The organism is Paenibacillus sp. J22P277 (assembly GCF_059383675.1).
On sequence record NZ_JBXENS010000003.1, the window covers coordinates 588265 to 603908 of the forward strand.

General features: G+C 57.1%; 8 protein-coding genes. All 8 read right to left on the reverse strand.

Annotated elements, in window-relative coordinates; translation table 11 throughout:
• Positions 1–6 precede the first annotated feature (6 nt).
• Positions 7–618, reverse strand: coding sequence for a TetR/AcrR family transcriptional regulator (locus AC50YL_RS11680; protein ID WP_494832060.1), 612 nt, complete (start codon positions 616–618; stop codon positions 7–9).
• A gap of 479 nt (positions 619–1097) precedes the next feature.
• Complete coding sequence (locus tag AC50YL_RS11685; protein WP_494832062.1) at positions 1098–1409, reverse strand: hypothetical protein; 312 nt, start codon at positions 1407–1409, stop codon at positions 1098–1100.
• Between the two features lie 246 nt (positions 1410–1655).
• A complete protein-coding gene (locus tag AC50YL_RS11690) occupies positions 1656–3101 on the reverse strand; it encodes an L-fucose/L-arabinose isomerase family protein (protein WP_494832064.1) in 1446 nt (481 codons plus the stop codon).
• 42 nt (positions 3102–3143) lie between these two features.
• Complete coding sequence (locus AC50YL_RS11695) at positions 3144–5711, reverse strand: beta-mannosidase (protein ID WP_494832066.1); 2568 nt, start codon at positions 5709–5711, stop codon at positions 3144–3146.
• 34 nt (positions 5712–5745) lie between these two features.
• Positions 5746–11853, reverse strand: a complete 6108-nt coding sequence (locus AC50YL_RS11700; RefSeq protein WP_494832068.1) for an Ig-like domain-containing protein — start codon at positions 11851–11853, stop codon at positions 5746–5748.
• A gap of 95 nt (positions 11854–11948) precedes the next feature.
• On the reverse strand, positions 11949–13580 hold the full coding sequence (locus tag AC50YL_RS11705) for an ABC transporter substrate-binding protein (protein WP_494832070.1): 1632 nt from the start codon (positions 13578–13580) through the stop codon (positions 11949–11951).
• Between the two features lie 76 nt (positions 13581–13656).
• Positions 13657–14565, reverse strand: coding sequence for a carbohydrate ABC transporter permease (locus tag AC50YL_RS11710; RefSeq protein WP_494832072.1), 909 nt, complete (start codon positions 14563–14565; stop codon positions 13657–13659).
• 11 nt (positions 14566–14576) lie between these two features.
• Positions 14577–15479, reverse strand: a complete 903-nt coding sequence (locus tag AC50YL_RS11715) for an ABC transporter permease (protein WP_494832074.1) — start codon at positions 15477–15479, stop codon at positions 14577–14579.
• Positions 15480–15644 lie beyond the last annotated feature (165 nt).

The window sequence follows — 15644 nt, forward strand, 5'->3', positions numbered from 1 at the left end:
CTTCTTTTACTTATGTTCGATCAAAAAATCGATAAACATTTCTACCGTCGGATATGCGTATTCCCCATGAAGACTTCGGCTCGTAAATGCCACTCCTTGAAAAATGCTGTAATAGAACAAAGCATAGCTCCGAGGATCCCCTGGTTTAAAATCCCCTTGTTTCTGTCCGGCAAGTATGACATTCGATATGCTGTCGATGAGGTTTTTCATCGAGGCCCGCACTGCATGCCTCAGATCCGGATTCAGCTCTTTTTCAGAAAAACTGTCAATCTGGCTAATGAGAAGCAGTCCATCGGTTGAGGAGGTATCTTCTTGAAGGTTATTCAGCAAGAACTCTGTAGCCTTAAACATAATCTCTTTTTCATTTCCCTCTTGTTTAAACAACCCTGAAATACGTTCAAGCCCGGATATCGAAATCTCGATCAGCCTGCTCATGATTTCTTCTTTGGTAGCAAAGTATCGATAAGCTAATCCTTTACTAAGGTCCGCATCGTCCGCGATGTCCTGCATCGTTGTTTTGGCAAAAGTTTTTTGGGCGAAAAGCTTGGCTGCTGAAAATAAAACTCTTTCCGTAGCCTCGGCTCTCATGGCCTCAAAGCGTTCTTTTTGTTTACTCAATAACTCATCTCCTTATCATATTAATGACTGACTATATATTCATTATAATTCGTTTTAAAAAAATGTCAATACTCGTAATTGCGTTATTCTGCCCGTTTCATTTCACCGATACAACCTATTGCCCAGGCGCTTGGCTGGAAGGTGACCGATGTCCCCGGAAATGAATACAGCTATCCAATCAAGACGAGTCATCGAGAGCCGCTTGCGGACAAGACAAACAGCCTGATGTATAACGCCGTTTGTTCGTCCGAATGGACGCCATACGGGCCGCCGGCTACACAAATACTGGAATTCATTGGAATCAGCCGGCTGACTATCGCGGATAAGTGTTAAGCGTCTGGTATCTGCCGCATTCTGTTAACAGCAAGACCCTGAACTCCGGCAAGAGCCTTGAAATAAAGGCCTGATTTTGCGAAGAAGAAAAGGAGTTGGCGCAGCAGCTCCCTTGTTAAATATCTTTATTAAGCTAACGTCTCCCGTTAGTGTAGCCTACCCTGAGGTGGTCTTAATTTGAATAACCCTACGCCCATAAAGACCATACTTACCGCCCAGATGAAACCGATCACCCCAATATTTAAAGAATTATCCTCTGATGCCATAACGCCGGTTCTTCCTTTCTCCAACAATTCAATCCAGCCCCAACATGACCAAGTGAAGAATATTAAATGTGCAATCATCCATCCATATCCGGATTTTTTATATTTAACAAGAAGGGTAATGACAATCAGGAATATAAGTATCATAATTATTGCGAAACCAAATTTTAATAAAGGTACTACATCCGCTTCCATTGCCACAAATAACACCTCGATTCAGACATGATCATATCTTAATTATAGCCTTAGTCTTTGCTGAGCTAAACTGCCCTTTCCCCGGGACGTCATGTAGACGCGGCCTCCCGTTGCGCGCAGGCTATCGCGATCTGTTTGCCGTACAGGCCAGCCCCTCCCCTGATTTATACGGTCTTGCTGCTCATCATACAGAGAAGGCGACGCAGTTATTCTGCATCGCCTTCTCTTGCATAGGGACAACTAGCATCAGACCGTCTCCAGCTCCAAGCCGAGCACTTTGGACAATCGCTTGATATGCGTGCCTACGTGGCCGATGCCGAGCGCAAAATGATGAGTCGGACCGGCGGCGCACCATCTCTCGATGAAGTCGGCGACGCCGCAATCGAAGCTGCAGCGCGTATTCGTGTTGCCGGTCTGCGGAATCTCGCCTTTGATCGATTCGCCTTCGGCGGCGATCATCTTATACCGGCCGTCCGCGGTCTGGGAAATGCCGAGCAAGGTAACCGGACCGGCTTGAATGCTGAATTCCACGCCGATGCCGGAGCCGCTCTTGCCATGGAACAGATCCAACCCCCGAATGACCGGTCGGCTGTCGCTGATCTTGACGTTATGCGGACCGTCGTGTCCGACGAGCACGATGTCGTCCACGAAGTCGCACGGATGAAGCTCGGCGAAGGATCCGCCGGCATCCAACCGATCCATGACCAGCATCGCCGCGCAAGTCTTGAGATCCGCCTCTCCCGCGAGCGGGATTCCCTTGCCGGTGAGCAGCGAATTGCCGAGTACCATGTTCGCGCCGATTTTTTCGTATTCGTTGTTGTCCATTCCGCGATAGTAATAGGCTAGTCCGGTCAATCCGTTCAGGGCGACCAGCTTGTCGAGTCCGACGGCCACCTTGGCCGACCATTCCAAGTCCTCCTGCTTGATCGGTCTCGTAATCGGATCGATGAACGGATCGGCGATCGTGAATACGCTCGTGATCTCTTCGATCTTGTCCGCGATCTCGCTCGGATTCGCGTCGTTCACCAGCTTGGCGAGATCGCACATCTCCAGCATCTGGACATGGGAGCCGAATGCCGCCGTGAACGCGGTCGGGTCGGAATTCATGTCGTACATGCCTTCGTACGTATGGCCCAAATAGCCGATACGCGCATACTTGAACGCCCGCCGGGCGTTCGCGACTTGGCACCAACTCTTCAATTCGCCGGCGACCCGGGGATCGTCGCGGAGCGTTCCCACGATCATCCCCGCCGCGGGCTTGCCGGCGCGTACGAGCACGCCGCTGATCTCCGGCAGCGAGCAAATGTTATCGTTCGCCAACTGCATGTAGGTCGTCGTGTTCCGGTAGTCCAACCGTTTGAGCGGCTGCAACGCGACCAACACGGTAGGGACTCCGAGATTCAAGATGGCAGTAGCCGCGGACGACGAGGTGACGTAAGTGCTGAGATTGACGAATAAGAAGTCGACGTCCTGCGCTCTCAGCCTGGCGGCCGCCGCGAACGACCGGTCCAGATTATCGACGAATCCCGCCGACACGACCTCGACGTCGCAGCCGATCAGCATGCGCTCGAACTCGCGACCGTAACCCTCCAATTCCTCCCGCAGCCCCGGAAATTGTCCCCAATATGGCTCGTGTCCCACCGTGATGACGCCGACGCGGGCTTTGGCTCTTGCGAACGCCGCTATACTCATTTCAGCTTCCACCTTTATACGAATTGTAAGTTGATGAATGTCTCAATTCCAGCTGATCAATTCTATTTCCCTGGCTTCCTTGGCATCCGCTCCGGTTCCCGTCGCCAATGTTCGATAGTCGATCGATCTGCGCTCTCCCGGCAGCAGATCAAAGTAATTGTCGGAGAAAACGTATTCGCCATGCAGCAGGACGGCTTTGGCATAACGGTCCGCGGCAACGACCAAGCTTCCTCCGTCAGGTCCTTCCGTTCGGAAGGCGATGCGCGCTCCGGAAGGTTGAAGGTCCAAGTCGGCCGGGATCCCCGCGTGATGAATAGACCGGTCTTCCCCGAACGAACCGACGATATCCATGACGAGAACGCGACGATGATCGAGCAAAACGTCCAGTTCCTCCAGCGGAAGCGCCTTGACGACCGAAGAGGTACCCTCCTCGACCGCGAAGTCGAACGCTCGCGTCCATACGGTTGCATCGTCTGTCAAACCGTCCAGCTTCAATACGCGAAGCATTCCCTTGCCTTGGATCGCTTCCGGCTTATCGTTGCATACCCAGAAGGCGTACCGGCTTTCCCCTTCCTGCCGTTCGATCGATGCGATGACCGGACGGGCGGCTTTCCTGAAGCCGTAATACCCGCCTTTCGGATACCCGTAATAATCGACAAGGCTCCATCCGCTGGCCGGCCAGCAATCGTTGAACATCCAGAACAGAATGCCCCCTGTATAAGGCCGGTTGCGCCGGTAGATCTCGACGACGAGACGGGTGAGTTCATGCTGCGCGTAAGACATGCGCCGAATTCGTTCGACCGTCGAGACGGCCGGGGGCATCAGCTTGTCGGCTAGCGTAAGCAACGCCCGGAAGAGCGAGTAATCGACCAAGGCGGGATGATTCCTCGTGTGATATTCCAGCATGTCGAAGGTCGGATCGTTCAGATCCGCTTCGCTCATGAACCGTCTCAGCGTATGGAGCTCCGGAGTGCCGAACATCGGGAACTCCGGACAGAAGCGGCTCAGCAAGCTTGCGAAGTAGGAGCGGTAATGGCGAAGGTCCGTCCCGCGGAAGACGTCGAACATCTCCAGCAAAGCCCCCGTGTAGTGGGCAGTACCGATCGTAAACGAGTTGTTCTTGTTGCCGCCGAACGGGCTCGTCGGCAGGAACGGCCGATGCGGATCCAACTCCGCGCATAACCGTCCCGTAATCCGTTCGGAGATCGTCCTTCCCGGGTAGCCCGGATCCTCTTCGCCGTCGAACATGCCGTTCTCGTTATCGCCGTTCCACCAGATCAAGCTCGGGCGGCTGCGCAGCGAGCGAACGACTCCCTCGACCTCGGAGGCGAGCGAGGACATCCATTCCTCATCGTCCTCCGGGTAAGTGCCGCAGGCCATCATGAAGTCCTGGAAGACGAGAATGCCCAGCCTGTCGCACCGGTCCCAGAAGGCTTCCGGCTCGTAGATGCCTCCCCCCCAGACGCGCAGCATCGTCATGCCCGCTTCGCGGGCAAGGCGAAGCAGATTGTCGTAATGCGAATCGGGGATGCGTCCGGGAAACGGATCGCACGGTACCCAATTGGCGCCCTTGCAATAAATCGGAACGCCGTTCACCAGGAGCGCGAACCCGCTTCCGGGCCGAGCTCCGTTGTCGTCCCATTCCGTGCCCCGCGCCCGCAACTTGCCGGTCATCCGCTCCTCGAAGCTGCCGGGCCGATCTTGGAGCTGCTCGATGCGCGCCGTCCGGATTCCGAACGAGCATTCCCGCGCATCGACGACGCCCGACGCTCCATGCAGCTTCGCGACCGCCTTGTACAAGGGCTGGCCGCCATACCCGGCCGGCCACCAAAGCTCCGGCTCCGCCAGATCCGCCGTCAGCTCCAGCTTAGGGCCGAGCAGCTTTCTCGTCGCTTGCCATACGGGTTGCCCGGAAGGATCGAGGATGGCAAGCTCCGCCCGAAGCGGGTACCGGGAATGCGAAGTCGCCTCCAACGCGATGCCGACGGCCGCCCCGCGCCCGTCGATCGCCTTCGTATGCACGTAGAGATCGTCGATGGTCGCGCCGTCCTCGAAGTCGAGGCGGACCGGGCGCCAGATGCCATAGCTGACGAGGCGTCCGACCCAATCCCATCCGAACGTGCACTGCATGCGCCGCGCGTAGAGCCTCTCGCTGGTGAACGCCGCGCCGCGCCCGGCGAACGGCTTATCCCCGATGCCCTCCGCGACGGGGCGGAACCTGATTTCGAGCTCGTTGGTCCCCGTCCGCAGCTGTCCGGTCACATCGAATCGGTAACGGATGAACATATTGTCCGTCCGCGCGAGCCGCGTTCCGTTCAGATAAATATCGGCGAAGGTGTCCAGCCCTTCGAATACTAGCGTCGCGGCGCCGTCCTCCAAGCGATCGACCTCGAATTCACGCCGATAGGACCATCGCCAATGCTCGACCCACCCGCATTCCTCCGCCTGCTTGCGGTAACCCGGATCGGGAATCAACCCCGCCGCGAGCAAGTCCTGATGCACATGTCCGGGCACGGAAGCATCGATAGCGATGCTTCCCGGACCGCTGCCCGTTCGTTCGCCTTCGCCCGTTAATTTCCAAACGCCAGTCAATGGAATCGATCGTTTCATCTTCGCTGTCCCTTCTTCGTTCGTCCGCTACTGATTACGGCAGTTGAAAGACGATCGTCTGATCCGTCGAAGTATCTTTCTGAATGTTCGCGAGCGCCGTCCCGTAAGTCATTCCGAACGTGTAGCCGGCCGGGAGCAGCTCTTTGCGAATTTCTCCGTTGACCGTGAGTCCGATCGTCCTCCAGATCCCCCCCGAATACACGTTGGCGGAGCCGCCGTCGACCGGAGCTCCCAGCGCATCCTGCAGCTTGATCAGCACGCTTGCCGTTTGGAAGACGACGACCGGATCCTCGCCGATATGCTGGGCCTTTTGATTGTACGCTCCCTCGTAGGTGAGGCCGAACGTGTAGGAGCCCGCGAGCATTTCCTTGCTCAACTCGCCGCTGCCGGACGTGCCGACCGTCTGCCAGGAGCCGCCCGCGTACAGCTTCGCGAGGCCGCCCGCGAGCGCATTGCCCTGACTGTCCTTCAGCAGGATGATCGCCTTGACCGTTTGGAAGACGACATTCGGGTTAACGGCCGTATTCTGAGTAAGCTGCTTCGTCGTCCCTTGGTAGGTCACGGAGAAGAGGTAGCTCTTCTCCGGCAGGGACTTGGTCGCCTTGCCCGAAGCATTCGTCGTGCCCAGATCCTTCCAGACGCCATCGTAATACTTCACGACGCCCCCGCTCAGCGGCTGCCCCGCGCTATCCCGCAGTTCCACGGAGGTTGCGGTCGCCGAGAGGACGAAGCTTGCCGTTCGCGCCGCTTCCTCGTTACCGGCTTGGTCGATCGACTTGTATAACACGGCGTACGTCCCTTGCTTGTCGAACACCAATTCCGTCGCGTAGGGCTTCCACGTTAAACCGTTATCCAAGCTGTACGTCGTCTGCACGACGCCCGTTCCGCTATCGGCTGTCGTAAACGATAACGTAAGCGGGCCGATATAAGTGCCGTTCGGGCCGTCCGGAGACGACGGACCGAAGACGGCAGAGGTAACGGGAGCGGCGCTGTCCACGTAGACGGTCGCCGATTGCGAGGCACCGCCCGGATTCGTCGCGGTAATAACGGCTACGCCTTCGCCGACGGCGGTGACCGTCCCGCCGGCATCCACCGTCGCCACCGCCGGGTTGCCGGACGTCCAGGAGACGGTCTTGTTCGTTGCGTTGGCCGGCAATACCGTCGCGACCAGCGTCTCGCTCTGCCCGATCGCAAGCGTAAGATCGCTCTTGTTCAAGCTAACGCTTGTTGCGGCGTATTCCACGGGACGCACTTGAACGTCGTCAATGTAGAAATCTTGCAGGTCTCCCGCTTGATCCGTATAGAAGAACACCTTCGTATCCGATACGACGCCGGCTTCGTCAATCACGAAGAAGCCTTGCACCTGGGTCCATTCCTGGGCGCTGAGAGGATCGCCTCTAAACAAAATCTTCGTCACCGGATCCGTTTTGCCCGTCACCTTATATTGGATACAGATTCGAAGACTAGCGGCATTGGCCGGAGCGGCATTCAGCTTGCCCCATACCGAGTAGTAGTACGGTTTGCCTTGCTCGATCGCCGTCGGCATGTAGATATTAGCGAACATGCTGCCGTTCTTGACCACCCGTAACGATTGGGCGCCGCTTCTGTGCTCGGCGGTCGAGAGCGACACCGTCGAGCTGGTGCCGTAATAGGTCGGCTGCAACGCGCTGCCTTCCATTCCGGGATCGACGATAAGATTGCTGCCGACCGTCGAATTGGCAGGATAAGCCGCCCCCGCATCAACGGTGACGGTCGTCGTCGCCGTATAGCCGCCATCCATAGATAGGGCGGTAACATGCGCCGTGCCCGTGTCCCTTCCGAATACGTAGCCGTTATCGTCGACGACCGCCACGCTCGGATTATCCGACGTCCAACGGAGCTCCTTGTTAATGACGCCGCTTGGTTGGAACGTCGCCGTCAAAGCCGATGCTTCTCCGAAGTGTACGACAGCCGTGCTTGGCAAGCTTAAGCCCGTGGCGCGGATCCATGCCGGACTCGTCGAATACTCGATTGGCCTGGCCTCGAGGTCGTCGACATAGAAATCATTGTTATTGGCGGCGACCTCGGTATAGACGTACAAATAAACTTTGGTGGCCGTGCCCGTCTCCGGAATCGTGAAGTTTCCCTGCACCTGCGTCCAGCCCTGATTGCTTAACCCCGGGCTTGTGAACATGATCTTCTGATAGAGCGTCGTGCCAATGGTATATTGCAGGCACAGCCGCAGCGGTTCGCTTAGCGCAGGAGCCTTGGCCAGCCTCGCCCAAGCCGAATAATGATACGTTTTGCCCGACTCCAGGTCGGCCAGCTTAAACATCGCCGCGCTGTATCTGTCGGTCTTGGCGACCCTCAGGGACTGGTGGCCGCTATGCGCTTGCGAATCGACGTATCTGAGCGCGGAGTTGGTCGTTACCGTCGTGCTCGGAACCTTGCTCTCCTCCATCCCCGGATCTTGAACGAGATTATCGCCGAGAACCGGCAAGGATGCGGCCGTATCCAATTGAACGGAATCGAGGGCGAACGGTCCTGCCTCGAGCGTGGGAACGATTTTGATCCGATCGATCGTCCCCGTCCAGCCGGTCGCGTTCGTCGCGTCGAATACATACTCGCGGAATAACGGCTCGTTAGGAAGCATGTAAGAAGAGAGCTGCCGCATCGGGTTCCAAGCGGTGTCGCCGTTCGCCTGATAGTACACCCGGGCTTCGTTGCCGCCGGTCCCGTTGCGAAGCTTCACGCGGATTCGCTTGACGGACGAAGCGTCCACGTTCAGGTGCTCGGGCGATTCGATCGCCGGCTCCAGCCCTCCCGACGTTCCCAAGGAGGTTCCGCTGAACAAGCCGCCTTGCGCTTCGCCTCCCGCGACCTGGCCGTTCGCCGTCCAACCGTTGGCGAATTCAAAGTCCCAGACCACGCCCGAGGGATAGATCCGGATGCTCCCCGCCGTCTCGTCCCAGCTAACCGTCGCTCCGAATGCGTCATGCAGATAAGAGAGCGGAACGAGAACGGTTCCGTTCGCCAGCAGCGTCGGCGCGTGCTCCAGCGCGATCGGCTGGCCGTTCTTGCCGGCCGACGAAGCGCCGACCGTCACTTCGTGGACGTTGCCGTTCTTCACCCCGATCAATCGTTGATTCGCGGCATCCCATTCGGATTTGACTTCCAACTGAAGCCAACTATCCTTGACGGGAACCATGGCGACGCCGTCTTGAACGAGGGGCGGCTGGCTGAACGTCTTGCGTTTGCCGTCCACGTATAGCTGGATGTCCGCGGAGTCGTTCGCGACCGCCCGGACGTAATCGATGTCGACCGTCCCCAAGGCCGATACCGGGTCGATCCGAATCTGCCGGATGTTGCCGGCCCAGCTCTTGTTACGCCACATCTCCACGTAATAGTCGGTGTATCCGTCGTCCTGCGGATTGACGTAGAAGCCCATCGCTTTGGTCTCGTTCCAATCCCCGTCGAGCTCCGTCGTGAAGAACACCCTGCCTTCGATATCGTTGGCATTGTTCTTCATGCGGATCTTGAGATACGGAGCATCCTCCGCTTTGATTCCGAGGTGGTCGCCGGAGACGATGCCCGGATCCGTGTTGTTGAACACCGCCGTCAAGCTGCCTCCCGAGACGCTGACGGAATCTACCGTCCTTAGCGCGGTCCATCCTTCCTCGTCGCCGGCGGTATTGAATTCCCAGGACGCGACGGAATCGCCGGAGTAGGCCGGAGGCGTCAGCGTCCGGTTAAGGACGACTCGGCCAGCCGGATACAGAACGCCGATCCGATCCTTCTGCGCCTGAGTCGGAACGATATCCTCATGGGCGGAGGTGCCCGCGAAGACGTCGCGAATCGCGTCCACGTATCCGAATCCGGCCAGTCCGGCCGGCATGATGAAGTGGCCTTCCCCGAATTCGTTCCAGTTGTCCAGCATGACGAGCTTCTTGCCGAGATTATCCGAGGACAGCGAAGGGATGTACGTGTCCTTCGTCCACTGCGCGAGCGACCGGAATTCCGTCGGCGTCGCGTAATACCCGGCGCTCAGTCCCCAAGCGGTATCGTCCCGGCCCATGCTCAATCCGGCGATAACGTCGAGCCCTCCGAATGCGTTCTCCGCCGTAAGCTTCAGCTTCTGATAATCCGGATGGCCGCCGAAGGAGCCCCAAGAATAAGCGTATACCGCATCGAAGCCTACTTCGCCGCGATTGATCAAGTCTTGCGCATTCATCCCGTTATACACGTTCAATAGGATCAAGTCGTCGAAGCCTGCCGCCTTCACCTCGTTCCGAAGATAGGCGATATTGGCCTTCGCATCTGCGACCCTATCGGACAAGGAGGTCTTGGTGGACAGATTCACGAACTGATCGTAGTTGTAGATCGTGAATACCGGCTTATCGTCGATCTTCAGATACCGAGGGTCCTTGAAGTAGTATTCGATCCAGTAAGGCACCAGGTTGTTGCGGAAGTCGTTGCTGTCGGCCGCTTTGGAGTTCAAGTTCTCCCACATGATCGCGAAGTCTACCTGGTCGCTGTACGCCGAGTTGAAGTAACCGTCGTGCAGGGCGGAGCCGAGGAAAGGATCCTTCACCGGCGAGTTCTCGCCGCCGATCGGGCGGAACCAGCAAGACATCTGGAAGCCGATTCCGTGTTCGGCCTGCCACTTGGTCTCCCAATCCGCCGTCTCCGGATTGCCTTCGTCGTAGAATCCGAGCAGCGGCGTACGATCGGGATACGGATTGATCATATCCCAGCCCAGGTGGGTGCCTTCCCTCCACATCGGACAGCTCTGCACGCCGACGATTTGGTCTCCCGTGCTGACGGCGACCGGAGCCGGAACGTAGTCGGACGGCAGCGGAGTATCCGCGTTCACGACGATGTCGTCCAGCCACATCGTGCCTTGATCGGCGGCCGAAGTCGAGAACCGAATGCCGTCCACGGACGAGACGCCCGAGGCCAGCGCGACATGCTCCGCCTTGAGCTTGCCGTTAACGTAGATGTCCGCCTCGGAGGAATCGAGCCTCAGCTTCACCTTGAGGTCGTACCACAGATTGGCCCTGTAGTTGCACAGTTCGCCCCGATCCTCGGGGTTGTCGGGGTCGTCCTCGCACAGCTTGACCGGGCTGCCGGACGTATCGACGTAAGCCAGCCTCCCGTTCGACGTGACCAGCTTAAGAACGGTATTCGTCCCGTCCGTAAGCTCAGCGGCAAGGCCGTTCGTCTTGGCGGGAATAAAGATCTTATATCCCGCCGTCACGTCGCCCTCGAGCGATGCGAAGCTCTTCGAGAGCGACATGGCGCCCGCGGCGTTCGCGGCATCCATCTTGAAGCTGTAGATATCCGGCTTCGGGGACATGACGTAATTGCGCGAAGTTCCGCCCACTAAGCCGGACATCTGCCCCACGTTGATCGTGCCGCCCGAGGCGGCGGATACCCAGTCTCCCGGAACGGAGCCGCCGATAACCGATAACAGTCTCTCGTTAACGGCATACCCTTTATAGATTTTGAGAGGGGTAAAGTTGAAGTCGCCTTTCGAGACCGTTCCGGTCGTCAACAGGAACCGATTGAACGAATCGACCGGATTCGCGAAGGATTTCGCCGTCGCTCGCTTAACGCCGTTAATATACGCGTCCGTCTGACCGGCGGACAAATTCGCGATCACCTTCACGCCGTATTCTTTACCGGCCTCGTAGGCCTGCAAGGTCGCCGCGCCTCCGCCGGCCGTCTGCAGCACGAGATTGTTCCCGCTCGTTACGATGCTGACGCCCGCGGTATCGCCATCCAGCAGCTGCCACTTCAGACCGTCTATGATCGCCAGCGGCTTGAAGCGGAATTCCATCGTGACGACCCCTCCGCTCTGCTCGGGAAAATTCCGGCTCATCGATACGGGAAGAACGTCGCTCGTATCGCTGACCTTCAGCGTGTCGGCGTATAGGCTGACGAGCCCGCCGCCCGCCGCCAGAACGTCCCAACCGGAAGGCTGGCTCTCTCCGGGCACGAGATTGGACAGGAACGTGAAGTTCTCGTCGACGAGATAAGTCGCGCCCGCCGGCGCTTCGGCGCCCTCGGCGACGGTCGTCCGGGAGTACCCGACGATCAGCAGCGAACATAAGGCCACGGCAATGCTTAAAGCGGTCCATCCAAACTTGGATGCAAACATCATAATTGGATTCCCCTTTGCATCGTTAGTAGAAGCATGAAGCAAAATCGGCGACCCTACTACCGCGTAGCAGAGCCGCCGACCCCTCTTCCGTCCAATCAGCTGTTGGAAGCTTTCCAAGCGTCGAACTGCTTCTGGGCTTCGGCCAGAATTTTGTCCATGCCCGCTTCGTCCAACCGCTTCTGAAGATCCGTGTAATACTTCTCGAAGTCCGGCATGGAGCCCGTCGTCAGGATCGGATTCGATTCCTTCTGAATGGCGCTCACTTGCGCGATCTCGTTCTTCACCGGCTCCGGATTAAAGATAAAGCCCAGAATGCCGGAGGCTTTGCCGTTGTCGTTGTTCTTCTTCATCGCTTCCAGGGCGGCCGTGGAATTCCAGTTCGAATCCCATTGATCCCACAATGGCCCGAGCCAGTTGTGCCAGATCGCCCACGTTTGCTCGGAACCGCTCGTCGCTTCGATCGTCGGAGCGTCGTCCTTGACCGTTCCGGACTTCACCGTATAGTTCTTGCCTTCGACGCCATACGCCAGCGTGTTCAACAAGTACTTGTCGCCCCAGATCAGGTTCAGAAGCATCATCGCTCTTTCCGGGTTTTTGGACGTGGCGCTAATGGCCGTCGCGGCCGAGGTCATCGAGTTCGTCGAGATGGTCGGGTAGCCGGACAGCGTCTCCACCGTCGGGAAGCCATAGGTCGCCGTCGACTTCGAGCCGTCTTCGGTATAGCCGCCGGAGTCGCGCATAACGGCATATTTGCCCGATTTGGCTTCGGCCAGGTAATCCGTCTTGATGGCGGCATCCTTCGCGATGTACCCCTTCTTGTAGTAGTCGTTGATCGTTTGGTAGTTGGCCTTGTTCTGCGGAACGTCCAGAATCTTGACGATCGTGCCGTCCTTTTCGCTATACGAGATCCCCGGGCTGATCGTCGTGTAATCGTACAAGGTCACCCCGGAAGCCGTACCGTTGGCCGTGGCCAGGAGCGGAATCATGCCGGGCTCGTTCTTCTTGATCTCCGCCAGGAACGGCTCCAAATCCTGGATACTCTTGACGCTCTTGTAATCGAAGTTGTACTTCTCGACCAAGTCCTTCTTGAAGACGTGGGCGCCCGCCGGAGAGTAAGGCGTTTGCGCCGGAATCGCCATGATCTTTCCGTTGTAGGTCACCGCTTTCCAAGCGCGGGGATCGACCTTGGCCAAGATGTTCTGCCCGTACTTCTGGAGCAGATCGTCGAGCGGCAGGAGGGCGCCCTTCTGCACGTTATCGCTGATCCGATTGGACGAGTACGTGGAGAAGACGATATCGTAGGGCTCGCCCGCCGCCGAGATCAGCTTCATCTTGTCTTCCCATCCGGCATTGTCGATGAGGTTAAGGTGCAGCTCGGCGTTTATTTTATCCTTGATAATCTTGTTCGCTTCCGCCTCGACGGCTTCCTGATCCTTCATGTTGTCGATCGGCTTCGGCATGTACCAGCTGAGCTTGACGAAGTCCTTCGTCTCGCCGCCGGTAGCCTCGGGAGCAGCGGCCTCCGAGCCTTGGGATGCGGACTCCGAGTCTTCTTGGCTGCCGTTAGTGCCGGCAGACGCGTTCTCATTCGACTTCCCATTCGAGTTTCCATTCGAATTCGAGCTCGAATTCGAATTGCAACCGCTTACGATAACCATTGCAGCAAGCATTACGGCCGTTCCCGACAACATCCGTTTCTTTGATGCTTCGTTTGTTACACGACTCACTTGGATTGCCTCCCCTGTAATTTGCATGTCTTCTATAATCAGCGACTATAAGCTCGAAGTCTTATAGCGTCAATTATCAACCCTTAACGGAGCCTACGGTCAAGCCTTGCACGAAATATTTCTGGAAGAGCGGGAATACGAGAAGCATGGGACCCGCGGCCAGAATGCACATCGCCATTCGCGCGCTTAAGGAAGGCACGAGCATTCCCGGTTTGACCAATCCGTATTCGATCGCTTCCGCCGAATTCAAGTACTCCATGTTCTTCAAGACGCGGATAAGCAAGTATTGCAGCTTCATCAGGTTGTCGTGATCGACGTAGAGCAAGGTCAGCCACCAATCGTTCCAGTATTGCAGGGCAAAGAATAAGCTCAAGGTCGCCAGCGCCGGTTTGGATATCGGAAGCACGATTTGCGCGAATATTCGCAGCTCGCCCGCTCCGTCGATTTTGGCCGACTCGATGATCGCTTCCGGAATCGTCTGCAGGAACCCTTTCATCAGCATGACGAACCAGCCGCTGATCAAGTAAGGCAGAATAAGCGCAAGCATCGTGTTCTTCAAGCCCAGCCACTTGACCATCAGAATATAGGAAGGAACCATCCCGCCGTGGAACAGCATCGTGAAGAACACGAAAAAGGCGAGGAAGGAACGGAAGCGATAATCCTTGCGCGAGATGGCATACGCGTAGGAGGTCGTCACCCACATGCCGGCGATCGAACCGATGACCGTCGTCGCGATCGTCACGAAGTACGATCGGAACAACGCCCTGGGATCGTGCAGAATGACGCGATAGGCGTCCCAGGTAAAGTGCTTCGGAAGAATGGAATAACCGAATTTGACGATATCGTTCTCGCTTTGCACGGAGGTCCCTATAATGACCAGGAACGGGAATAGGCAGGCAACGCAGAGCAAGAGGAAGATCAGGTGGATGATCGCCTTGCCGGCAGGCAACGGTCTTCTTGCGAGCGTCTTCGCGTATGCTTTCATGGTTTCGCCCCTTAGAAGAGAGAGTTTTCCGGATTGATTTTTTTGACGATGGCGTTCGTGACGAGGACCAGGCAGAAGCCTACGATCGATTGGAAGAACCCGGCCGCCGAAGCCATCCCGATATCGCCCAGGTCGATCAGCGACCGATAAACGAACGTATCGATGACGTCCGTCGTCTCGTAGAGCAAGGAAGAGTTCAGCGTCACGTTATAGAACAGGCCGAAGTCGCTGTAGCAGATGCTGCCGATCTGCAGAATGACGAGCATGATGATGATCGGCTTGATCATCGGCACCGAGATCGAGATTGCCCGGCGGAGCTTGCTCGCCCCGTCGATCTTGGCGGCATCGTAATATTCCGAATCGATGCCCATCAGCGCGGCGTAATAGATGACCGAGCTGTACCCCAGCCCCTTCCACACCGCCGCGATCACGATGATATAAGGCCAATACTTCGGATCGCTGTACCACATGATCGGTTCTTCGCCCAGGGAGACCAGAAGACGGTTCACGACGCCGTATTCCATGTCGAATAACGAGCGGAACGCGAATCCGGCCACCACCCAGGAGATGAAGTAGGGGATGAACAGAATCGTCTGGTACGCTTTCACGAATCGGCGGCTCAACTCGTATAGAAGCAGAGCGACGATGACCGAGAGCGTCGTGCCGAGCACGATGAACGTCATATTGTAGAGAATCGTATTCCTCAGTACCCGGTACAGCGCGTCCCCGTTGAACAGATAGCCGAAATTGTCCAGCCCCACCCAAGGACTGTTCCATATCCCGAGGTTGTAGCGGTACGTCTTGAAGGGCAGCAGCAGCCCGTAAAGCGGCACGTAATTGAAAATAATAATGAGCAGAAATCCCGGCAGAGCCAGCATCGACAATCCGGCGGATTTCTTGACCATCCTGATCATGCGTCCCGCACCTCCTTTTTCTCGTTGTTGTCGTCCTCCCCCAACTTTAGGCGCGGCCGGGGCCGCTGTATAGTTTAAATCCGGTATTTTCCTTCGAAAACGCGCTGCAAAAGGCCGCAACGGGCTCCGTTCGGAGCAAAAAAGCAAAAACGGAGCCCGGCGATT